Below are 23,640 nucleotides of genomic sequence, written 5' to 3'. Positions count from 1 at the left end.
TTTATGGGTGCCATGTCTTCTCGTATTCCGCTTCTCGATGCTCTGCGCAATCAGGTCCTGCTGTGTGACGGAGGGATGGGCTCACGCATCCAGATGCTCGACCTGGATCTGAAACGGGATTACTGGGGGCAGGAAAACTGCACGGAAATCCTGACACTCTCGCGCCCTGAACTGATCCGGGAAATCCACCGCGGCTATTATGAGGCCGGGGCGGACATGGTGGAAACCAACACCTTTGGCGGCTCTCCGATTACTCTGAGCGAATTCGATCTGGCTGACAAGGCGCGCGAGATCAACCGGAACTCCGCCATTCTGGCGCGGGAAGCCGCGGAAAGCTTTGCGGACGGCCGCACCCGTTATGTGGTCGGGTCCGTCGGGCCAGGGACCAAACTGCCGTCTCTGGGCAATGTGGATTATGACACGCTGGAAGCCGCCCTTGCCGAGCAGGGGCGCGGTTTGATTGAAGGCGGCGTCGATGCGATCCTGATTGAAACCTGTCAGGACACGCTCCAGATCAAAGCCGCCGTAAACGGCATGAAAATTGCCCGTGCGGAGATGGGCACCACCACGCCAATTTTTGTGCAGGTGACGGTCGAGACCACCGGCACCCTGTTGGTCGGGCCGGATATTGCCGCCGCAGCCACCGTTATCCACAGCCTTGATGTGGACCTGATGGGCCTGAACTGCGCCACCGGACCGCAGGAAATGGCTGAGCATGTCCGCTGGCTGGCCGAAAACTGGCCACGCCTGACCTCCGTCCAGCCCAATGCCGGCCTGCCGGAACTTGTCGACGGACAGACCCGCTACCCGCTCTCCCCGGAAGATATGGCCACATGGGTCGAACGCTTTATTGTGGAAGACGGGCTGAACATGGTGGGCGGGTGCTGTGGCACCTCCACACCGCATATTGCGGCACTGGACGCCATGCTCCGCCGCCGTGCGGAAGGAACCGACCAGCATCGCCCGGCCCCTGTACCCAAAACATCCGTGTGGATTCCCTCCGTTGCCAGCCTGTACACACAGGTCCCGCTGCGGCAGGAAAACGCCTATTTCTCCATTGGCGAGCGCTGTAACGCCAACGGCTCCAAAAAATGGCGCGAACTGCAGGAAGCGCATGACTGGGACGGTTGCGTCGCCCTTGGGCGTGAACAGGCAAAGGAAGGCTCCAACGCGCTGGATGTCTGCACGGCCTTTGTCGGGCGGAATGAACGCGCGGAGATGGATGAAGTCATCAAACGCTTCACCTCCTCCGTCAACGCACCACTGGTCATTGATTCGACCGAAACCCCGGTGATTGAAGCGGCCCTCAAGCTGCATGGCGGCAAGCCAATCATCAACTCCATCAATTTTGAGGACGGAGAAGGCCCGGCGTCCGACCGCATGGTTCTTGCCCGCAAGTTTGGTGCGGCAGTCGTGGCGCTGACGATTGATGAAGTCGGCATGGCCCGTCGCCCGGAAGACAAGCTGCGCATTGCCACCCGCCTTGTGGAGTTTGCCTGCGAGAAATACGGCCTGCCGCAGTCGGATCTGATGATTGATCCGCTGACCTTCACCATCGCGACCGGTGCTGAGGATGATCGCAAGCTCGGTCTGTGGACGCTGGAAGGCATCCGCATGATCCGTGAAGCCTTCCCCGATATCCAGATTGTGCTGGGCCTGTCCAACATCTCCTTCGGGCTGAACCCGGCGGCGCGCGCGGTGCTGAACTCCGTCTATCTGGATCATGCCGTCAAGGCGGGCATGACGGCCGCCATCGTGCATGTCTCCAAAATCCGCCCGCTGCACATGATCGCCCCGGAAGAAGTCAAGGTTGCGGAAGACCTGATTTTTGACCGCCGGACGGAAGAGTACGACCCTCTGCAAAAGCTGCTGGCCCTGTTTGCCGACCGCAAGGCGTCTGAAGCCGTGCAGCGCAAGCGGGCGGAAACGGTGGAAGAGCGCCTGCGGGACCGTATTGTGGACGGAGACCGCAAGGGGCTGGAAGCCGACCTTGATGAAGCGATGACCAAAATGCCGCCCCTCGAGATCATCAACACCGTGCTGCTGGATGGCATGAAGGTGGTGGGGGAACTGTTCGGCTCCGGCAAAATGCAGCTTCCCTTCGTGCTGCAATCCGCAGAGACCATGAAAGCCGCCGTGGCCCATCTGGAACCACATATGGAGCGCACGGAAGGCCAGCATCGCGGCACCATGGTGCTCGCCACCGTTAAAGGGGACGTGCATGATATCGGCAAGAATCTGGTTGATATCATCCTGACCAACAACGGCTATCGCGTCATTAATCTCGGCATCAAGGTGCCGGTGGCCGACATGATTGAAGCCGCACGGAAAGAAAAGGCCGACGCCATTGGCATGTCCGGCCTGCTGGTGAAGTCCACCGTGATCATGCGGGAAAATCTGGAAGAAATCTCTCGCGCTGGTCTGGATGTGCCGGTGCTGCTGGGTGGCGCGGCCCTGACCCGCAACTATGTGGAAGAAGACTGCGTGGCCGCCTACGCGCCCGGTGGCCGCGTGGCCTATGCGCGCGATGCGTTTGACGGCCTGACGCTGATGGACCAGATCGCCCAGAAGGGCTTTGACGATTATCTGGCCGCTGTTGGCAAAAAACGTGAAGGCAAGGCGACCCGCCGCAACGTCCGTGCGCCGGAGCAGGCGGAAACCCGAGGCTTTACGCCTGTTGACCCTTCGGCTGCACGCGCCCGCCGCACCCGCCTGACAGCCGATGAACCTCAGCTGATCCCACCCTTCTGGGGCCCGCGCGTGCTGACGGCTACTCCGGAAGCCGTTCTGCCCTTCCTGAATGAACGCGCTCTGTATCAGTTCCAGTGGGGCTTCAGAAAGCAGGGCCGCTCACTGGAAGAGTTCCTGAAATGGGCCAAGCAGGATCTGCGCCCCATTCTGCGCCGGATGCTGGACCTGACTGCTCAGGAAAACATCCTGAACCCACAGGCCTCCTACGGGTACTGGAAAGCCGCTGGGGACGGGAATGACCTCGTGCTGTTTGAAGAAGACGGCACCACGGAAGCCGCCCGCTTCACCCTACCGCGCCAGCCGCGGGACGATGGCGAGTGCATTGCCGACTTTGTGCGCGATATCAACGATGCCGAGCGCGATGTTGTCGGCCTGCAGGTGGTGACTGTCGGGCAGAAAGCGTCTGACATGGCGCGCGACTGGTTTGAAGAAAACCGCTATCAGGATTACCTGTATCTGCACGGCCTCTCGGTCGAGATGGCGGAAGCCATGGCGGAATACACCCACAAGCGCATCCGCTCGGAGCTCGGCTTTGCCGCGGAGGATGCGCGGGACATGGATACCCTGCTCCAGCAGGGTTATCGTGGATCACGCTATTCCTTTGGGTACCCGGCCTGCCCGCGTCTGGAAGACCAGCACCCTATCCTGCGGTTGCTGGACGCAGAGCGGATCGGTGTTTCCCTGACAGACGGGGACCAGCTCCACCCGGAACAGTCCACCTCCGCCCTTGTTATCCTCAACAAACACGCGAAATACTTCACCATCTAAGGCCTGTCCGGGTCTGTAACGCCCCTCTGGTCAGGGGTAAGCCGGGCACCCCGGTCCTGACCACTGCACCAGAAGGGAGCTGCCACCTTGGAACTGCTGACACTCGTTGATCTTGCCGGAAGCGTCGCCCTGCTGCTGTGGGGCGTGCATATGGTGCAGACCGGCGTGCAGCGGGCCTGTGGCGCACGGCTGAACAGCCTGCTCTCCCGTATGCTCGGCAACCGGTTTCAGGCCTTTCTGACAGGCCTTGGCATTACCGCCGTCCTGCAATCCTCCACCGCCACCGGGCTGATGATTACCGGTCTGGCCGCCCGTGGACAGCTTGAGCTGGCCCCGGCACTGGCGGTCATGCTCGGGGCCAATGTCGGCACGACGCTGATTGTCCAGCTTCTGTCTTTTGATGTTGCGGCCATTGCCCCGGTTTTTGTGCTGACAGGCGTCATGCTGTTCCGGCGTGGGCAGGGGGCATGGCGGGATTCGGGGCGGGTATTTATCGGTCTGGGGCTGATTCTTATTTCCCTGCGGCAGTTTCTCGTGCTGCTCGGCCCGTATACACACCGGCCGGAACTGACGGCCATGCTCGGCGCCATGAGCTCGCATGATCTGGCCGCCGTCCTGCTGGGCGCGGTGCTTACATGGATCAGCCATTCCTCCGTCGCGACGGTCATGCTCGTCACCACCTTTGCCACCAGCGGCACCATTCCGGTGGAAACCGCTCTGGCGCTGGTGCTGGGGGCCAATATCGGCACCTCCATCAATCCTGTGGTGGAAGGTAGCCGGACGGACCTCACAGCCCGCCGTATTTCCATGGGGAATCTGCTGGTGCGCGCCGTGGGGGCCGGGCTACTGCTGCCTGTTCTGCCCTGGCTGAGTGCGCTTGTGGCGCGGATGGAGCCAGATGCGGCCCGTCAGGTGGCGGATTTCCATACGCTCTTCAACATCCTGCTGGCCCTGCTGATGCTGCCGCTGCTCAACAGCTATGCCCGCCTGATGGTACGGCTGATCCCCACGCCACCAAAAACCGCGCAGCAAACCCCCGGCACCCCGCTGTATCTGGACCGGCTGCTGCTGGATAAAGCCCCGCAACTGGCCGTGGGCAGCGCCACGCGGGAAGCCATGCGGCTGTGTGACCTTCTTGCGGCCATGCTGCATGCCCTGCGAGAGGGTCTGACCCTGTCCGACCCGGCGCGCACCGGGGCCGCCCGGCCTCTGGGGAACGCCATGGAAGATCTGGGCAATGCCATCCGCTCCTATCTGGCCGGACTGGACCCGGAGACAGCAAGCCAGAGAGAAATGGACCGGGCGGAAGATATTCTGGCTTTTACCACCCAGCTTCTGCACGCCGAGGATATTGTGGAACGCAGCCTTGTGCCCATGGTGCAGAAAATGGCGCGCCAGCGTGTCCCGCTCCCGCAGGACCTGCTGGCCCCGGTGCTGACCATGACGACGCAACTGACTGCAAACCTGAATATCTGCGCCACTGTCCTGCTGGGCACGGCGCACGGCAAGCCCAATCCGCTCAGCGGCCAGAAGGATTTTTTCCGTGATCTGGAGATTGAGGCCACAACGGCCTACTTCGAGCGCCTGCGCCGCCAGACGTCTGAAACGCCCGCTCCTGTAAAGCCGGGTGACGTTTCTCTACAGGATGAAGAGGTCACGTATCAGCTCACGCTGCTGCGCGATCTGCGGCGTGTGAACACGCATATTGTCGCGGCCTCGACCTACCCCATGACCCCTGCCGAAGACGATCTTTTCGTGCAAGGTTGACCAGTCTCACTTCTCCTGCCCATCATGCCAGAATGCCGCATGTGTCCGACCCTAACGCCCGTCCCCCTCTTGCTTCCGGGCAGACCTCTGCGCCGGCAAGCGCGCGCACGGCCCCAGACCAGACGCCCCTCCCGCCGGAACAGCGGGCTGTTATCAAACGCCTGAGCCAGGAGATGGGCCTGCACGCCACAGCCTGCACGGCGGCGTTCATTGCCGGGAATCATCCTGATATCATCCGGGAAAGTGCTGCCTTTATCCGCAGTCTGGAAGCGATCTGGGCCGAAGAGGGAGTGGACCCGACGGACGTCTGGACTGAACTGCTGCGCCGTATTGAGGTTGGGGATCTCTTCCTGCGCCTCAATCAGCCACCGCACCGCAAAAAGCAGAATGGCAAAGCCGTGCGCCCCTGGTGGGTTGCCACCAGCAAACTGCCCTGAAAGACACGAGCCATTATGGCGGCCATTGATATCATTTCCCTCGTGATTGTAGGGCTTTCCGCCCTGCACGGCCTGTGGCGCGGCTTTACCCGGCAGGCGCTGGGTCTTGGCGGGTGGATTCTGGCCATTCTGCTGGCCTGCCGGTTTTATCCGTTGCTGATCCCGTGGACGCAGCCGTACCTGTCCAACCATCTGGCCGCGGATGCCGCCGCCTTTGTCATTCTGCTGCTGGCACTGCTCATTGCGGCCTCCCTGCTCTCAGCTTTTATTGTCCGGCTGGTACATCTCACCGCCCTCAGCGGTCTGGACCGCACGCTGGGGTGTGGCTTTGGTGCCATACGGGGCGCCTTACTCGTTGTGCTGCTTTTTATGGCCGCCCAGTGGTTCATGATGCCGGAAGATATGGCCAGCCTTGAGGCAAACGGGCGGCTGACCCCTTATATTCGTCTCGGCGCAACCTATATCCAGCCATTCCTGCCGGTTTTCAGTGCGAAAGGGGTTGCACCGAATCTCTCCACGGGTCATGACGCCACCTTGTGATCTCTTGCGGCCCTATGCCGGCTACTTGCGGAGGCCCTGCGCACCGATGCTCGCCCACCCGACCCTTCCTGACGCACCTGCGGGTGCGGCCTGCCATGATGACGACCACCCGCATGAAGAATGCGCCGTCTTTGGTATCTGGAACGCCAAAGATGCTGCCGCGCTGACGGCTCTTGGCCTGCACGCTCTGCAACACCGGGGGCAGGAAGCCGCCGGCATTGTTTCCTATGACGGACGCTTCCATTCCCATCGCGGGCTGGGGCTGGTGGGGGATGTGTTTAATGACCCCCGCGTAATGGCAACCCTGAAAGGGGACCGCGCCATTGGCCACAACCGCTACGCCACAACCGGGGCCACGCTGCTGCGCAACGTGCAGCCGCTGTTTGCGGAATTCGCCTTTGGCGGTCTGGCCGTGGCCCATAACGGCAACCTGACCAATTCGGACTCCCTGCGGCAGGAGCTTATCCGCCGTGGCTGCCTCTTCCAGTCCACCATGGATACGGAAGTCTTTGTCCACCTCATTGCGATCTCGCTCTACGCTACGGTGGAAGACCGTCTGATTGATGCGCTTAAGCGCGTCACGGGTGCGTATTCCCTCGTCGTGCTGTCTCAGGACGCGCTGATGGGCGTGCGGGACCCCATGGGGGTGCGTCCGCTGGTGCTGGGCCGCCTGCCGGGTGAAGACGGCAAGGACGGAAGCTGGGTTCTTGCCTCTGAAACCTGCGGTCTGGACATTATCGGCGCTGAGTTTGTGCGCGATGTCGAAGCCGGTGAGCTGGTGATTATCGACGATAACGGGATCCGCTCATTGCGCCCCTTTGGGGACACCAAGCCGCATTTCTGCGTGTTTGAATATATCTACTTCGCCCGTCCGGACTCCGTGCTGGAAGGCCTGCCCGTTTATGCCGTACGGAAGCAGATTGGTAAGGAACTGGCGCAGGAAAGCGGTGTGGACGCTGACGTGGTGGTTCCGGTGCCCGATTCCGGCGTGCCCTCTGCCATGGGCTATGCGGAGGCCAGCGGCATCCCGTTTGAACTCGGCATCATCCGTAACCATTATGTCGGCCGTACCTTTATTGAGCCGACAGACCAGATCCGTAATCTGGGCGTGAAGATGAAGCATTCCACCAACCGCCCGGCGCTGAACGGCAAACGGGTTATTCTGGTGGATGACTCCATTGTGCGCGGCACAACGTCCCGCAAGATTGTGGATATGGTGCGCGCCGCCGGGGCCAAAGAGGTGCATATGCGCATCTCCTCCCCGCCCACCAAACATTCCTGCTTCTACGGGATTGATACGCCGGAACGCAGCCACCTGCTGGCCGCCCAGCATGATCTGGCCACCATGGCGGAACTGATTGGTGTGGACAGTCTGGCCTTTATCTCACTGGACGGTCTCTACCGCGCCATGGGGCATGAAAGCCGTGACGCCTACCGTGAGCGCTATTGCGACGCCTGCTTTACCGGGGAATACCCCATTCCGCTGATTGACCATGATCGGGAATTTGGCCCCGACTCAGCCTGAGGCTGGAAGCCGGAACAAGAAAAGGCGGCCCCGGTGTGGGCCGCCTTTTTTTGTCCGCTCTCAGACCTTATTTCCGGTGATGCGACCCTGCGGCGGAAGCTGGCGCCGGGCTGCTGTCCAGTGGCACAGGCGGCATCATCCGCAACTGTGCTGCGGCCTGATCGGCCAGTTGCCCGAGAAGCTGGCTGAGGGTTTCCACCATCGCCATGGTGCCGGAGGAGACCGCCGGAGCCTGCACCAGCACACGCTGCATATAGAACTGCCCGCTGGTATCCGGTGCGCCAGCCTGCGCGCCTTTGACGGACAAGGCTGCCTCAATCTGCACTGCGCCGGAAGGCCCGGCTGAAAAGCGGGTCACGGACAGTTCCACATAAGCCTGCGGCTCTGTGGAAACCGCGTCATTTTCCGCAAACACACTCGTACCCGGCAGGCGCTGCGCCAGATCCCCCGCCAGTGTGCGGCTGATCTGCCCGGCCAGTGAATCCCCCCACGCATCATTGGCGGAGACGGTCAGCTTATAACCGCTATCCGCTGTCACAATGCGGTCCCGGTCCAGCCCGGACGCAATGGTCGGCTGACGCACCTCCACAAAGCGCGGGCCACCCGGCGCAGGCTGCCCCGGCACAACGGAGAGGGTGTAGAGCGTCGGCCCCGCCCCGCTGGAGCAGGCCGTCAGGGTCGTCGCCATAACACCCAGTCCGGCCGCGCCCAGCAGCAGGCTACGGCGGGGAAGAGCCGCCTGAAGGCGACGTGAGGAAGGAGAGAGCGTCATGCTTTATCGTCCCGATATCAGCGCAGTGGGATGGTTGGTCAGGAACTCGGAGAGGAACCGCAGAGACCGCGCCGCCTGCCCAAGCTGAATGACCATAGCCTGAAGATTCCGGTGGAAATCACTGTTCCCGCCATACCCTGCCAGCAGGTAGTTGGCATTTTGCAGGGTCTGGTCAAGCTGGTTCGTCATTTCCGGCAGGCGCTGCATGAGCGGCCCCATGCCACTGCGGAGCTGAGCGCTCATGGCCTGAAGGTTCTTCAGCGACTCTTTCAGGCTGGCCAGAGACTGTTTGACCTCCGGGCTGGTCAGCGTTTTGTCCGCATTGGCCAGCAGGTTGTTGGCGTTTACGCCAATCTGCTCAAACGGCATGGCCGCCAGACGGGACGCCACGGTGGAAAGGGAATCCATAATCCCGTTCATGCCCCCGGCCTGACTGGGGATCACCAGCGTCGGCCCTTCCATGGACGTGGTGGCTGGCGGTGGATTTTTTACAAAGTTCAGCGAGATCATGGTCTCGCCCGTCAGCAGGCTGGCGCTGTCGGTCGAGGCCCGCAGGCCGTTATCCACCAGCGTTTTGAACATATCCGTCAACGCGCCATGCCGGATTTCATTCGCGGCCAGCACCCGTTCCGGCTGGATCTGCATGCCAATACGCACACGCGGATGCCCGGCCTTCTGGTCCAGATCCAGCTTGACGCTGGTCACGCTGCCAATCTGAATCCCGAACATGGTGACCTGACTCCCCGGAGCCAGCCCCTTGACGGAGGACGTCACATACGTCGCCAGCGGCACACGCTCATGATACCCGGCACTCTCGGAATCCGCCTGACTGTCATACAGTTTAAAGACGGTATCTGCCGGGGCTTCATCCCGCGCGGTTCTGTTATTGTCACGCGGCAGACCAAAGGCGACCCCACCGGAGAACAGCGCCTGAAGGGACTGCATCTGCACCTTCAGCCCGCCAGCTCCAAACCCGACCTGCACGCCCGACACGTTCCAGAAGCGCGTATCCGGATACAGATAATGGTCGTACGGCTCGCGCACAAAAAGCTGGATCAGGATCGGGCCGCGGCCACCCGGCGGCATGGTGTAGCCCAGCACTTCCCCCACATCCACATCCCGGAAGAAGACAGGTGCCCCCTGCCCGATGGAACCAATAGTGGGGGTAATCAGCGTATAGGTCCGGCCCGGCTGGTCAGACCGCACACCGGGCGGAGCTTCCAGCCCGCGGAACTCGGTCTTGCGGTGGCCCTTATCTCCGTCATTCCCCTCCGGACCGGGGTCAAACGCAATATACGCGCCGGACATCAGGGTCTCCAGCCCGGTGATGCTGGCACCGTTAATACGCGGGCGCACCACCCAGAAGCGGGCCTTGTCCGTCAGCATAGGGCTGGAGCCCGCGTTCATGCGGATGCGTACATTAACGTGCCGCAGGTCATCCGTCAGGGAGATGCCCTGCACGGTCCCCAGCACCACGGCCTTGTTCTTCACCTGCGTCTGGCCGCTGGTCAGGCCGTCTGCCGTGTCAAACATCACCGTAATTTCCGGCCCGTTATTGGCAAAGCTCTTCCAGATCAGAAAGCCCGCAATCACTACGGAAAGGACGGGAATAATCCAGATAATGGAAAACCGGATACGACGCACAACAGCATCCGGCATGGTGCTGTCATTCTCGTCGGGAGACTGATGATGATTCTGTCCGTTCACGCCCTGTCCGGCTCCCTGTTATCCTGATACGCGCTGGTCTGCAGGGCAGCAAAGCCACCCCTGCGGCGTTTGCCGCCGGTGCGGGCCAGCGCCGCATCCCCGTTTTTGCCCGCGGCATCCCACATCAGACGCGGGTCAAATGTATGGACCGCAAAAATTGTCAGCACCACCACAGCGGCAAAGCACACCATGCCACCGTTGGCTGTAATACTCGCCATATGGTTGAACCGCACCATGGCGACAAGAATAGACACCATGAACACGTCAATCATCGACCACCGGCCGATAATATCAATCACACGGTAGACTTTGGACCTGAACCGCAGATGCCGGTGTGACTTCTGCCGTGTTGCCTCGACCATATAGGACAGGCCGATCACTTTAAGCACCGGCACTGTCACGCTGGCAAATATGACCAGCAGGGAGAGCGGGATCATCCCGTCCACCCACAATTCTATCGCGCCCTCCAGAATGGTATGGCCGGTTCCGGCGCCCATGCGGATAACGGTCATGACCGGATAAATATTGGCGGGCAGATAGAACACAATGGCGGAAACCAGCAACGCCACGGAGCGGCTCATGCTGTTGGCCTTGCGGTGCCGCACCACATGCCCGCAGCGGGGGCAATATCCGGAAGGTTCAGTGGGGTGCAGGGGGTGGTCAAACTCCAGAACCAGCCCGCAGGATAGGCAGGACACCCGGTTGGCCGAAGGCAGCAGAGGCTCATCAGCACTGGCCGCTACAAACGTCAGCGGCAGGCGCGGGCCGCGCATGGGCCGCATGAAACTATCAATCTTGCGGTGCCGCCAGATAATTTCCGTGTCCAGCGTAGCATCTGTCGCAGCCATGGAGACCATCAGCCCAGCCACCAGATAGACTGCCGCCCCGACCTCCACAAACGCCAGATCCACCAGCTTGGTGTAGGCCACAAACACGCCCAGAATATAGACTTCCACCATGGACCATGGGCGCAGCGCCTCGTACCACTTCATCAGATGTGGCACCCAGGCGGGCAGACTGGGCCGGAGCGATGCAGTCAGAATCATCCCCATCATGGCGATGACAATGCCGGGGGCGAGAATGGTGGCAATGGCCACCAGCACGCCCACCTCACCCCAGCCTTCATGCAGGAGTTCGATGGGCCCGGTGAGAATATCTACCGTGCGCTGCCGCCCATACAGGTCCAGCATCATGAGGGTGGAAAACAGCATGGCCACATACAAGGCGGCCGAGGTAATACAGAACGCAAGCGGTGTGGCAATCGGCGCGGTTTTGTTCCGCCGGTCCAGAGACTGGTCACACCGCGGGCAACGGGCCTGCGTGCCGGGCGCAAGCTCGGGAAGTTTCTGGATCAGCCCGCAACACGGACACTCCATAACACCTTCAAGAACCTGAACGTGCCGGGTGTTATCAACCGATGTATCCTGAACAGGCATCACGGCGTCACGCATCAGGGCGGTAAATTGCGACACGCTCATGCCCGCAATCTTAGAACGAAAAAAACCCGAGCGTAATAGTCATGTCATAAGATTGCAGCCATGCGGGCCGGGAACCCGTCCTGCGGCCCCGCAAATATCTTTTGTTTTCCGCACTCTCCCCCGTTGCGTTTCCCGAACTGCTATGATACCCAGCCTTTCGAAAGTGAGTATGCCCGCTTAGCTCAGTTGGTAGAGCACGTCATTCGTAATGATGGGGCCGGTGGTTCGAATCCTCCAGCGGGCACCACTTTCGGTTTTCCTGAAAATTTTTAGCCGTCACGCTGCAACAGATGCAGAGCCTCGGGCTTGCGTTGCTTGTGCGTCAGTCTGTCAACAGACTGGCCCTCTGCTTCTTCAGGCAAGAATGATCCCGGCAATCGCAGCGCTCATCAGGTTGGAGAGCATGCCAGCCATCACAGCCCGCACGCTGACACGCGCCAGCTCCGCGCGCCGTTCCGGGCACTGGCTTCCAAACGCGGCAACAAGAATGCCGATCGAACTTAAATTGGCAAAACCACAGAGAGCAAACGTCGCAATAGCACCGCTCCGCACGGAAAGAGCGCCGTTCTGCAAAGACGGACCAAGATGCAGATAGGCGACAAATTCGTTAATCACGAGCTTCAGCCCCAGAACAGAGCCAACCAGCGTACATTCCCCCGCAGGCACACCGAGGAGCCAGGCAACGGGCGAAAAAAGCAGGCCAAAAAGATATTCCAGTGAAAGGTAAGGCATGCTGATTGCCTGCCCCAACGCCTGAAACCCGCTATTGATCAGAGCAATCAGCCCGATAAACGCCACCAGTGTTGCCGCCACAGCCACGGCGGTTTTCGTGCCTTTCAGCGCCCCTTCGGTAATCGTTTCAAAGAGTGCCTGATGATAGGAGGCGCGTCCGGCGGCCAGCGTATCCACCGCACCACCCGCAGGGCGGGGGGCCAGAATTTTGGCAAACATCATGCCACCGGGAATGGCCATGAAGGACGCGGCCACGAGATAATGGGCCGGCACCCCCAGCCCCACATACCCAACCAGCGTCGCACCGGACACGGAAGCAACACCGCTGCACAGCACGCTGAACAGCTCCGTCGGTGCCATCGTGCTCAGATACGGCCCCAAAGCAACCGGCAGTTCACTCTGGCCAATAAAAATGGTGATAACCGCACCAAACGATTCAAGAGGCGACGTGCCGAGCAATTTTTGCAGGATTTTCCCGGTGCCACGCGCAAAGGCCTGCATGAGGCCGATGTGAAACAAAATAGCAATCAGCGCGCTGACATACACCAGAGAGGGCAGCACCCGGAACGCAAACACAAACCCTTCATGCGGGAAGACGGCGTCCATTTTATCGCCCGCCAGAGGGCCAAACAGGAAGCGTGCTCCTTCATCCCCGCAGGAAAGGATATTGGTGACAAGCCGGGACAGGGACCACAAAACCTGCTGCCCCGCAGGCACACGCAACACCAGAAGCCCGATGGCAATCTGCGCCAGCAGGCAGCTCAGAACCGTGCGGAGGCTGATATTTTTACGGTCTGTTGAGAAAAAGACCGCAATGCCCAGCAGCAGGAGAATCCCCAGACATCCACGACTATGCACTCATTGATCCTTCTCTTACGCTCTGCATGGCCGCCTGCCCTGATGTTATCACCACGTAAAACGCCCCTGCTTTCAAGCGGGCAAAGCCGGGCTTACCGCGCAGCGCCGCCCACAGCCCCGGCTGTGGCCCATTGCGGCACCAGAAACTGTGCAGGGCAGTTATCCTGAAGTTGCGGGCTGCTCAGGAATGCATCCGTTTTGGGAAATTTGTCTAAAGACGCAGGTTTAAGCGTAAACCAGATCTGCGAGAGAACAGCCTCCCCTGTCGGGGTCTTGTTACACTGGAACTGCACGCCCCGGTTGGGCAGGGGGCCGGTATCGGCTTCGATCTGACGGGTCAGGTCGGCTTTTGCAATCCGGGTTCCGGCTTCCGTCAGCAGGTGGGCGGCTGCGGGAAGTGCCGCAAAACGGTCCCGCAGGTGCGTGGCAACGGAGAAGAACTGCTCTCCGTCCATGCCAAAACACTGCACATGCTTTGTGTATTCATGCGCGACAAGGCTGGAGTGGGTATGGGCCACAATCTCTGACAAGCGGTGCGTCAGTGCATCCGACAATGCGGGCGCGGCGGAAGGGGCTTCTCCATCATACAGGCTGCACCCTTTACGCCACCATGTCGTCACCGGTACCTGCGCCTGTATCAGATCAGACGGGCGGGACGCCCAGAGCCCGTGCAGCCCGATAAGAGGCGTGTGCGGCTGATCCGCCTGACAGCTATTACCCTCCGGCCCGGTGCAGAACCCCGGCTGCCATGTCAGCGCGAGGGTATAATGCCCAAAATCCCCGTGCCGGGGGGCGGCAAGCGCAAGCGCCTCCGTGGCTCCGGCAGATGAACTGGACGGCGTAGAGGACGATGGAGCAGACGGCTGATGCGCACATCCGGACAGCAGAAAGCAGGCAGCCATCATTCCCGTAAAAACATACTGTACTGCCCGCATCGTCTGTCTGCCCCCTGCGCAGAAAGGTTAAGAGAACAGGCTCTATCCTGCTGATATGCAAAGGTATTACTGTTGCTTACATCTTGTGCTGTGTCTATGATTTTTATAATGGAAATGCACCGTTTCTCATAACTTTCATCACATTCTGCACGCGCCGGAACAGCAGCGTGAGCCTCTGAACAGGGAAGACTTCATGGCCGATCCTCTGAATTACCCAAGGGTTTACCTTGGGGGAGACCTTGTTTTCAGGAACAACGCTCAGCAGCTTTTCAAAGCGTTTAAAGAGGTCTGTCTGGAGGTGCGTCTGCACGGTGTCTCCCCGTTTGACGGGCAGGAGGAAGTAGACGCACTGCCACCCGGCAAGGAGACCAGTCTGCTGATTGCACGGCTGGATCGGGGCCTGATGGACAAATGTGACGCCGCCCTGTTCTGCATCAACCCCTTCCGCCGCGCTGCGGATATGGACCCCGGCACAGCGGTTGAAATTGGCTATATGGCAGCCCAGAACAAGCCTATGGCGGGCTACACAACCGATGGCCGTTCCTACCATACAAAAGTACAGACCTATTTTGAACAGGCCTGGCACACACCGCTCACACAGGAGCGCCCGCACACGGCCGCCAGAGTGCGCTGGCTGGATGCCGACAGCATGATCGTACATTCAGAAGGTCTGTTACAGAATGCCATGGTGGAAGGGTTCATCAGGCAGGCGGGGGGAGACATTGCCATTGCTGAAGACATTCTGGACGCTTTCCGCGCTGCCGCTGTTACTCTGGCTGATCTGATTTATGGCGCAACGCAGCAGGAGGCAGCCTCTCATGGATAACAAAACCCTTTCAGACCTCACGCAAAAAGCTTTAGCGGCCCGCAGCAATGCCTACGCCCCTTACTCCCGCTTTCACGTTGGCGCTGCGCTGATCACGGAAGAGGGTCAGGTCTTTGCCGGATGCAACGTGGAAAACGCTGCCTACCCGGAAGGCGTGTGTGCTGAGGCCGGAGCCATTTCCGCCATGATTGCGGCAGGCGGTTCCCGCAAAATTGCAACAATTCTGGTCGCCGGCAAAGGGCCTGCCCCCTGCCTGCCCTGTGGTGGCTGCCGCCAGAAAATCCGGGAATTTGCAACACAGCGCACCTGCGTTCTGGTGGTGGATGAGGACGGCAAACAGCTTTTCAAAGATAATCTTCATGCGCTCCTGCCCGCATCCTTCGGCCCGGAAAATCTGGAAACCGGCACAGACAAAACCTCTTCTTAAAATCTTTTGAAACTCTACATATTTTCGCGATGGAGCATGCATGAAGATTATTATTGATACCGACCCCGGTCAGGATGATGCGTTGACCATCCTGCTGGCCCTCGCCAGCCCGGAAATCGAGCTTCTGGGGGTCACAACGGTTGCCGGGAATGTGCCGGTTGCACAGACGACAGAAAACGCCCTGAAAACCCTTGATCTTGTCGGGCGCACGGATATTCCCGTTCATGCCGGAGCAGACCGCCCGTTATTACGCCCCGGCGTAACGGCAACGCATGTGCATGGCAAAACGGGTTTTGAAGGTGTTGACCTGCCGCCCCCAAGCCGGGAAGCCACCCCCGGTCACGCGGTTGATTTTATCATCCGCACGGTCATGGAAAACCCGCCGGGCACAATCACGCTCTGCACAATCGGCCCTTTGACCAACATTGCCCTCGCTCTGGCCAAAGAACCTGCCCTGCGGGAGCGTATTGGCCAAATTGTCACAATGAGCTGTGCATTTTCCGAAGTGGGGAATATTACCCCCACGGCGGAATTCAATATTTATGTGGACCCCCATGCTGCGCGGATGGTGTTTGAATCCGGCATCCCGCTGGTTGTGTTCCCGCTGGATGTCACGCATCAGCTCCATACCAGCAAAGCGCGCCTTGAGCGCCTTGATGCCATTCCCAACCGGGTCGGTCCGGTTGTGGCGGCATGGCTACGGTTTGAAAAACGGTTTGAAGCCACAAAATACGGGACAGACGGCGGCCCGCTGCATGACCCCAATACAGTCCTGTGGCTGCTCAGACCCGACCTCTACCGTGGGCGGGAAGTGAATGTTGAAATTGAGACTGAGAGCGCGCTGACAATGGGTATGAGCGTTGTGGACTGGTGGGGCATTACCGGAAAAAAGAAAAATGCCCTGTTCATGCGCGAAGTGGATGTGGAAGGCGTTTACGATCTGGTTATCGAACGCCTGTCTGCCCTGTAACTCTGCGCAGACCAAAGCAGGTTTGCAGGTCCCTCTGCCCATACGGATCATTCCCGTATGGGCAGAAGCAGGCCTTTAACACTTAGCCTTCTCTCGGCCCTGCCCGCCGTTGAGACCCGGCCTTTAGTGCCGGGTGCCCAGCCAGTCATGCAACTGCGTCTGTGCCGCCTGCATGGCTTCTTTACGGGCCCCGATTTCACTTAACGCTTTTGCCGTTGCGATCTTAGAGCCGGTTGTCTTGCCGGAGAACGGATCAGCTTCAAGCGCCTGCGCAATGGCCGGATTATCAGAATAGGCCGCAATAGCCGCCAGAAAGCCATCCTGAGACCAGGGGGCGAGATGCGTGCGGATTTCAGCCTCGTGCTGTTTGACGAGTTTCCACACCAGATCAGGGTTTTCACTCTCCTCCGCCACACGGCCCAGCGCCATGGCAATACGCCCGTTGGGAATGGCCCCGCTGTAGGTCAGCGCGACGTTTTTCTCAATCAAGGCCGGGTCTGTTGCACCCGCGAGTGCGTTAAACAGACGGAGTTTGACCTCAGTTGCCTGCGTTGTGCGGACTTTCTCTGCCATGGCATTGTAAGTTTTCTGGTCTGCATGGGTCATGGCAATCCGCGCGACAACACCGACCAGATCAGGCTTTAAAGATGCCGGATCAGCCTGCCAGCGGGCAAAGCGCCTCCCGGCTTCTGCAACTACGCCCGGATCTTCAAAGGTGCCGAGGGCCGCAATAACAGATGGGCGCAGCATGGTGTCCAGCACGCTTTCATCCGCTTTCTGATCCCAGCCCAGACGCGCAAGAACAGGTGCCAGTTGCTTGCGGGCATAAGCCCGGAACGGGGCACGGTCGGGGCTGCCTTTCAGATACTGGTCCAGCGTTTCAAACCGTTCGATAATTTCCTGCAAAACAGCAATATCGCTCTCCTGCGCCGAGAGCAGACTATCCGCCAGATCCATATAGGTAGAGAGCGGAGCCTGACCGGAGCGGAACAGGGCAAACTGATCCCCCAACAGGTTGGCTCTGTCCACCGGAGCAAAATGCTGTGCGTTCTTCAGCAAAGAGGCAAAGGCCGGTGCACTGTACTGCACACGGTAATAGCCGCTTTCTCCCAGATTGAGCTTGAGGGGAGCATCACATCCTGCAACGCTGAGCGTCTGCGGCGCTTTACCCAGCAGCAGTTTTTGTGTTGTCAGACCGGGGCCACCCGCCACAACCGGGATCATCCACGTCTGGACCGCCGGATGCGGGTCATGAATGGTAAAGCGGCTTTGTGTCAGAGTATAAACCGTTTTTCCAGCTTTGCAGGCAGAGGCAACATTCACCAGCGGGATACCCGGCTGTTCTGTAAAGCTCCGGGCCGCCGGACCAACATCCAGACCGGACGTTTTGGAAAGCGCCTGCCACAGATCCTGACTGGTTGTGCTGCTATAGGCATGGGCCTTCATATACAGGCGCATCCCATCGCGGAAATGATCTTCACCCAGCCAGCCTTCCAGCATACGGATCACAAGTTCGCCTTTGCCGTAGCTGATACTGTCAAATGCCGAGTTGGCTTCACTCACATTGTGAATAACCTGCTGGATGGGGTGCGTGGACGGCAGAGCGTCCGTCGCCATGGTTTCCTCACGCGTTTCATGCTGACGGGGCCAGATGTCCCATTCCGGGTTCATCTTGTCTGTGGCCTTGATCTCCATCCATGAGGCAAAGCCTTCATTCAGCCAGATATTATCCCACCAGCCCATTGTCACGAGGTCACCTGACCATTGATGCGCCATTTCATGCGCCACAACTTCATAAATCAGTTCGCGCGTACGGGGGGTGCTGTTTTTCGGGTCAAACAGCAGGACGTTATCAATATAGGTCAGAAGGCCCCAGTTCTCCATGGCACCAGCCTGATAGTTGCCGGGAATGGCGACCATATCCATTTTGGGCAGAGGATATTTTACGCCAAAATAGCTGTTGTAATAGGGAAGAATCTTTTCTGATGCCTGCAGGGCGTAACGCCCCTGCTCTTCCAGACCAGACGGCGCATACACAGCCAGTGGCGTGCCATCTGCCTGCCCCTGCACGGATTTCATATCTCCCGCCACCAGCGCCAGCAGATAGGTGGACATGCGCGGCGTTGTGCCGAAAGAGACTGTCTTGGCCTCAGCACCATCCGCCACCGTCTGGGTAACCGGCATATTGCTGACAGCAACGGCCTCTTTGGGGAGCGTGACGTTCAGCTGGAACGTGGCCTTAAACGCGGGCTCATCCCAGCCGGGGAACATCCGGCGGGCATCGGCCACTTCAAACTGCGTGACCAGCATCCGCTTTGTCTCGCCAGAGGGCGCAGTATAATCATCCACATAGATGCCATTAGGCGTTTTCAGAATGGGACCGGAATAGGAAATAACCAGCGTATGCGCGCCTTTTCCCACTTTAGCAGGGAAATGAAGGGTTGCCGTTTCGGCCGCGTCATCCTGCGTAATCTGCGCCTTCACGCCGTTATCCAGAACAGCGTCGGACAGGTGCAGGCCAGCCTGATTCAGCGTCATATCCGCCGTAGGGGTGCGCACATCAACCCGGATGCTTTCCTGCCCGGCCAGGGTCAGGGCCTGCATATCTGTGGAAAGCTTGATGGTGTAGGCAACCGGCACCACTGTTTTGGGTAACTGCCCGGCAGCCCGCTGGAAAGAAAAGACCTGTTCCGCACACACGGGGCCAGCCAGCGGCAAACCTGCCAGCAGGGTGGTAAAAGCTAGAAGCCGACGCATCCCTCAATCTCCTAAAAAATCGCTGAATCTGATCACATCATTTTTTCTTCGGATTATTCCGATCGCGCTATTTTTAGCATAGTCTCACGCCCGTCAACGATGCGGGAGAACGGGACGCCTCCCTCATGGCGAGGCGCCTTTCCCTTCTTTTGTGTGCATATAGAAATACTGATCTTATTTTGACCTTATTTTGTCAAAACTGAAATAAAAAGATGATTCTCATTTTTTATCATTCCCCAATCTGAGTCCTGTGCGTTACAACAGGCTTCTCTCTGGAGTCTTTTATTTCCGGTAATTTATCTTTTACCAATAAAATAAAATGACACTCTGAATCCTGTTGTTTTTTACTGGATACGCGGCATGTCTTCTGCTTTTTACACTCTGCGAGAACAGATTCATGAAACGCGAAAAAAGACGATGGAGCAGTTGTGCGGCGTCACCCTGCATGGGGATCTACAGGAACGCTATGTGGACTGGAGGCTCCCCCTCCCCTTAAGCAAAAAGCGGCAGGAGCGTCTGGCCACCATCCGCAAGGCAGGCGTCCTGTTTATCCACGTGCCCAAGAACGCCGGAACGGCCATCTCCGAGGTGCTGTACGGGTGTAGCATGCGGCATGAAAGCATTCGCTATTACCAGAAACACGCACCGGATGTTGTGCGCTCCATGCCCAGTTTTGCCCTGTGGCGTGACCCTGTTGAACGCTTTCTCTCGTCCTATGACTTCATCCGCAATGGAGGCGGCAGCCATGTCAAGCTGCATCCCGGTTTTGTGGAACGCTACGCGGATCTGACCACTCTGGACCGGATGATTGAGTATGTGGACGGTGCGTCATCCATCTATCAGCTGGACCATGTTCTGCGCCCGCAACACTGGTATCTGACAAACCGGCAGGGGGAAATGGCTGTTAAAATGCTGTTTGACCTTAAGGATATTGACCGGATTTACCCCTTTATCCCCGGCCTGCATGCCGGAGAAATCCGGAAAGTCAACACAACCCGGCGTTTCACCACAGACCTCAGCGCGGCTCAGAGGCAGAAAATCCTTACTATTTATAAGGAAGATTATACACTCCGGAGCCACATGACGCAGAGTGATGCTCTGCCCGAGACTTTCTACGCGCAGCACACCACCAGACCACAAAAGAGCACCATGGGCCGTTTCCAGCCTGCTCTGCAGGTCAGCCTTTAAGCAGCGTTCCGAAAAGCATGATGCATCGTCGGTCCCTAACAGATCTGCAAGGCGTTACCGAGCACCATCCGCCCGTTTAAATCGCCAGCAATCCTATAATACTTATTTTCTATTTTTATTATTTTTCATAACTGACATATTGCCGCTCTTTTCCAGTTTTTCTCTTACGACCGCCAGTTTTTCTCCTATGTTTTCCTGACAGGCGAGAGGAAGTCTTTTCCTCCCGTCCTGCACAAAAGGTTTTATAGATGATGAAAAAAGCTCTTCTCCTCGTCGCTGCTCTGGGTGTTGTGGCACCTGCCCTGTCTTACGCAGACGGACACAGATCCCACCACAGCCAGAACAGCGATAATGACAGCAACAGGGGCCCATCTGACAATCAGGACTCTGGCCGCAACGATGATGGTGGCAGCCACCGCCGTGGCGGTGAAAACCGTGGCCCTCATGGCCGCTCTTCAGACTCTGATACTCAGAATGACAGCCAGAACAACGGCAGCCGTCATCATGGAGGTCAGCGCGGCTCACGCGGCCAGTCTTCCAGCTCTGATGATCAGGACAATACCCAGAACGGGGGCGGGCATCGCCACGGCGGCAACCACGGTGGCGAAGACCGTGAGGGCGGGACAGACCGTAACGATAATCAGAACTGATCTGGTTTCCAGCCCATAGAACAGACAGGCGCATCCCGTGGTGCGCCTGTCTTCATGCTTCCAGTTTTTACTTGCTTTCTTTTACAAAACCACAATCTTAAGAATACGATTCACGAGGCCTGACTGATACGAGAAGAACGCATTTGTCTTCACACACTTCCTCCCCTTTACCAGCAACCACCGAGGCACATCCCGCCATGACCAGTGCCGCGCAGGCCATCCATGTCCTGATTGTGGAAGATGACCCCGAAATTTGCGGGTTGTTACAACGCTATCTTCAGCGGCTGGGCTATAAAGTTTCAACCGCGCTCAACCGCGCGGGCATTGATGCGGCCGAAAAGCAGCAACCGCTTGATCTCACTCTGCTTGACATCATGCTGCCGGGGGAAGACGGGCGCAGTCTGTGCCAGCATATCCGCCAGACATCTGCCTCACGCATCATTATGGTCAGCGCGCTGAGTGATATTGATGACCGGATTTCCGGGCTGGATCTGGGCGCGGATGACTATGTTTCCAAACCGTTTGATCTGGAAGAACTCGCCGCCCGCATCCGGGCCGTGTTACGCCGTGCACAGCCAGAAACCACCCCTGCGGAGGCGCAGGGTGTTCTGCACTACCGGTTTGATAACTGGCTGTTTGAGCCCGCCAAACGCGCCTTATACGGCAAAACCGGAATCCGTGTTGCTCTGACAGGCTCGGAGACTGATCTGCTGCTCACCTTCTGCCAGAACGCCCATCATGTTTTTAACCGGGCGGAACTTCTGGCCCGGATTCATGGTGATGAGAAAAATGTGGACCCCCGCGCTATTGATCTGCTGATCAGCCGCCTGCGCCGCAAACTCTCGCATGAAGGGCGACAACTGGAACTGATCCGGACCATTCGCGGCGGCGGTTATATTTTTGACCCGGACGACCGCAAATCGTGAGGAAACTGCCTCGCCTCTACCCCAGAACCATTTATGGCCAGATGGTCACTCTCGTGTCCGTCTGCATGTTTCTGACGCTGAGCATTACCCCCTTTCTGCTCTATGCGTTCCGCCCGCTGGTCCCGCCCCTGCCGGGCGGCCCCTGGACCAATATTCTGGCCATTGAAACCGGGATTGAGGCCCTTCAGGCCGCACCGCCCCAGTTCCGGGAGGCGATTGCCCAGAAGATTTCCGGCAACGGGCTGAATTTTAGTGTCGGCCCCTCACCAGCCTGTGCCGTCGTGCCAACAGACCCCATGACCGGCTTTATCCAGCATATGCTCGTCTCCCGCGGCAATCTGGGGAACCATGCCCTGCGGGCCAGAAGCTGCGCCGGGCATGATGAGCATATGCCGGTGTCTTACCTTTCGCTCTCTCATGAAAACATCAGTGTTCTGGTCTATAACTCTCACAATCATCATATTGGCCATATGATGCACTGGACCATGCCGCTCACGGTTTCTCTGGTCTTTCTCGTTACCATCACTTTGTCGCTCACCTTCTGGAGCATCTGGCATATCAGCCGCCCGTTACGGAACATTGCTGCGCAGGCCGATGCTTTTGGGTATGACAGCACGCCCGACCCATTGCCGGAACATGGCCCGACGGAAGTGAGGCGGCTGACGCATGCCTTCAACCGGATGCAGGCCCGGATTGCCGCCTCGGCCGAAGAACGCACCCGGATGCTGATTGCCATTGGACACGATCTGCGCACGCCTCTGACCCGCCTGTTCATGCGGCTGGAACTGGGGGGCGAGGAAGCCTCTCCCGCCGCCATGAAGCATGACCTCACGCTGATGAAAAAAATGCTGAACGGGACACTGCATTTCCTGCGTGAGCAGACGCATGCAGAAAAGGCCGAAGCGATTGACCTTGCCTCCCTGCTGGAAAGCCTGTGCCATGAATTCAGTGTGGTTGGCCATAGTATCCACTATTCAGGCCCGGCGCAGCTCATTTGCATCTGCCAGACCACCCCGCTGGAACGCGCTTTTAGTAATCTGATTGAAAATGGCCTGAAATACGGAACGGACGTGACTGTCAGCCTGAAAAGCGAGGGGCACCGCGCCTTGATTGATATCCGCGATAACGGCCCCGGTATTCCTGACAACCTGCTGGCTTCAGCCCGCCTGCCGTTTTACAGGCTGGACCCGGCCCGCGCTTCCGATGGAGGGCTGGGTCTGGGGCTTTCAATTGCTGATGCCATTATCACCCGCCATAACGGGCAGCTTTCCCTCAGCAACATCAAGCCGCATGGCCTGCGTGCCCATATTGCGCTGCCACTGGGCATTGTCTCCAAACCCTGAAAACCGGGACGCCTATAATCCAGCCCCTGTCTTGGCCGCAGCGAGAAAATTAGTTCTGCGGTACCCCTGTCTCCTGCGGAGCAGACTCTCCGGCAGGCGTTGCCGTGGTGTGTGTCACGGTAGGGGTCGCAACAGAAGTGGACGCCGGATTGGCCGGAGTTGTGCCGGCGGCACTTGTCGGGGCTGACGCAGAACCTGTCCCTGACGCGGCGGGCGTTACAGCAGGAGACGTAGCCGGGCTGGTTGGGGTTGGGGTTGGGGTTGGGGTTGGGGTCGCTGTAGG

At 58.8% G+C, this 23,640-nt stretch carries 18 protein-coding genes and 1 tRNA gene; 13 read left to right on the top strand and 6 right to left on the bottom strand.

Annotated features, from left to right (window positions below; all coding sequences use genetic code 11):
* Positions 1-12: 12 nt before the first annotated feature.
* The 5 genes from metH to purF all read left to right on the top strand — a co-directional run bounded on the left by metH (position 13) and on the right by purF (position 7,788).
* A complete protein-coding gene (gene metH / locus KP699_RS09035; RefSeq protein WP_215762370.1) occupies positions 13-3,519 on the top strand; it encodes a methionine synthase in 3,507 nt (1,168 codons plus the stop codon).
* Between the two features lie 87 nt (positions 3,520-3,606).
* The gene (locus KP699_RS09030; RefSeq protein WP_215762369.1) at positions 3,607-5,286 is read left to right on the top strand and encodes a Na/Pi cotransporter family protein; all 1,680 of its coding nucleotides are present in this window, start codon (positions 3,607-3,609) and stop codon (positions 5,284-5,286) included.
* A gap of 32 nt (positions 5,287-5,318) precedes the next feature.
* Entirely contained in the window at positions 5,319-5,723 is a 405-nt protein-coding gene (locus KP699_RS09025) for a phosphoribosyl-ATP pyrophosphatase (RefSeq protein ID WP_374196913.1), read from the top strand.
* 15 nt (positions 5,724-5,738) lie between these two features.
* The gene (locus KP699_RS09020; protein ID WP_025824992.1) at positions 5,739-6,263 is read left to right on the top strand and encodes a CvpA family protein; all 525 of its coding nucleotides are present in this window, start codon (positions 5,739-5,741) and stop codon (positions 6,261-6,263) included.
* A gap of 46 nt (positions 6,264-6,309) precedes the next feature.
* The gene (purF, locus tag KP699_RS09015) at positions 6,310-7,788 is read left to right on the top strand and encodes an amidophosphoribosyltransferase (RefSeq protein ID WP_077930905.1); all 1,479 of its coding nucleotides are present in this window, start codon (positions 6,310-6,312) and stop codon (positions 7,786-7,788) included.
* A gap of 67 nt (positions 7,789-7,855) precedes the next feature.
* Here purF and KP699_RS09010 read toward each other — a convergent pair whose 3' ends face one another.
* The 3 genes from KP699_RS09010 to KP699_RS09000 are packed head-to-tail and all read right to left on the bottom strand — an operon-like array spanning position 7,856 to position 11,745.
* On the bottom strand, positions 7,856-8,560 hold the full coding sequence (locus KP699_RS09010; protein ID WP_215762367.1) for a membrane integrity-associated transporter subunit PqiC: 705 nt from the start codon (positions 8,558-8,560) through the stop codon (positions 7,856-7,858).
* Positions 8,561-8,563: 3 nt separating this feature from the next.
* Positions 8,564-10,219 (bottom strand): MlaD family protein, encoded by a 1,656-nt coding sequence (locus KP699_RS09005; protein ID WP_252346906.1) that lies wholly within the window; start codon positions 10,217-10,219, stop codon positions 8,564-8,566.
* Between the two features lie 44 nt (positions 10,220-10,263).
* Entirely contained in the window at positions 10,264-11,745 is a 1,482-nt protein-coding gene (locus tag KP699_RS09000; protein WP_215762365.1) for a paraquat-inducible protein A, read from the bottom strand.
* 171 nt (positions 11,746-11,916) lie between these two features.
* Here KP699_RS09000 and KP699_RS08995 point away from each other — a divergent pair.
* A tRNA-Thr gene (locus tag KP699_RS08995) sits at positions 11,917-11,992 on the top strand.
* A gap of 107 nt (positions 11,993-12,099) precedes the next feature.
* Here the strand turns inward: KP699_RS08995 and KP699_RS08990 are convergent.
* Together KP699_RS08990 and KP699_RS08985 are read right to left on the bottom strand one after the other, a co-directional pair.
* Positions 12,100-13,335, bottom strand: a complete 1,236-nt coding sequence (locus KP699_RS08990) for a nucleoside transporter C-terminal domain-containing protein (RefSeq protein WP_215762364.1) — start codon at positions 13,333-13,335, stop codon at positions 12,100-12,102.
* Positions 13,336-13,427: 92 nt separating this feature from the next.
* A complete protein-coding gene (locus tag KP699_RS08985) occupies positions 13,428-14,270 on the bottom strand; it encodes a ribonuclease T2 family protein (RefSeq protein ID WP_215762363.1) in 843 nt (280 codons plus the stop codon).
* Positions 14,271-14,463: 193 nt separating this feature from the next.
* Here KP699_RS08985 and KP699_RS08980 point away from each other — a divergent pair, with 193 nt between their 5' ends.
* From KP699_RS08980 to KP699_RS08970, 3 genes are read left to right on the top strand one after another with little or no spacing between them, the layout of a single operon-like run.
* Entirely contained in the window at positions 14,464-15,096 is a 633-nt protein-coding gene (locus KP699_RS08980; RefSeq protein ID WP_215762362.1) for a nucleoside 2-deoxyribosyltransferase, read from the top strand.
* Positions 15,089-15,523, top strand: coding sequence for a cytidine deaminase (gene cdd, locus KP699_RS08975; RefSeq protein ID WP_215762361.1), 435 nt, complete (start codon positions 15,089-15,091; stop codon positions 15,521-15,523). Before KP699_RS08980 ends, cdd begins: the two co-directional genes overlap by 8 nt.
* Positions 15,524-15,563: 40 nt before the next feature.
* Positions 15,564-16,493 carry a nucleoside hydrolase gene (locus tag KP699_RS08970; RefSeq protein ID WP_212376553.1) on the top strand — a complete coding sequence of 310 codons (930 nt, stop codon included), beginning with the start codon at positions 15,564-15,566 and terminating at the stop codon, positions 16,491-16,493.
* A 123-nt stretch (positions 16,494-16,616) separates the two neighbouring features.
* Here the strand turns inward: KP699_RS08970 and KP699_RS08965 are convergent, their stop codons facing one another.
* Positions 16,617-19,250, bottom strand: coding sequence for a M1 family metallopeptidase (locus tag KP699_RS08965; protein ID WP_215762360.1), 2,634 nt, complete (start codon positions 19,248-19,250; stop codon positions 16,617-16,619).
* Between the two features lie 360 nt (positions 19,251-19,610).
* Between KP699_RS08965 and KP699_RS08960 the strand changes: the two genes are divergently transcribed.
* The 4 genes from KP699_RS08960 (at position 19,611) to KP699_RS08945 (ending at position 23,357) form a co-directional block, all read left to right on the top strand.
* Complete coding sequence (locus KP699_RS08960) at positions 19,611-20,438, top strand: sulfotransferase family 2 domain-containing protein (RefSeq protein WP_215762359.1); 828 nt, start codon at positions 19,611-19,613, stop codon at positions 20,436-20,438.
* A gap of 248 nt (positions 20,439-20,686) precedes the next feature.
* Positions 20,687-21,088: a hypothetical protein gene (locus KP699_RS08955; RefSeq protein ID WP_215762358.1), complete on the top strand. Its 402-nt coding sequence runs from the start codon at positions 20,687-20,689 to the stop codon at positions 21,086-21,088.
* Positions 21,089-21,231: 143 nt separating this feature from the next.
* A complete protein-coding gene (locus KP699_RS08950) occupies positions 21,232-22,014 on the top strand; it encodes a response regulator transcription factor (RefSeq protein ID WP_244985137.1) in 783 nt (260 codons plus the stop codon).
* Positions 22,011-23,357: an ATP-binding protein gene (locus tag KP699_RS08945; RefSeq protein ID WP_308164902.1), complete on the top strand. Its 1,347-nt coding sequence runs from the start codon at positions 22,011-22,013 to the stop codon at positions 23,355-23,357. The genes KP699_RS08950 and KP699_RS08945 overlap by 4 nt, the downstream gene beginning before the upstream one ends.
* The last annotated feature ends 283 nt before the right edge of the window (positions 23,358-23,640 follow it).

Origin of the sequence: Acetobacter sp. P1H12_c, from assembly GCF_018811975.1 — a bacterium.
GTDB lineage: Bacteria > Pseudomonadota > Alphaproteobacteria > Acetobacterales > Acetobacteraceae > Acetobacter > Acetobacter persici.
This window is presented reverse-complemented; position numbering and strand designations above follow the sequence as displayed.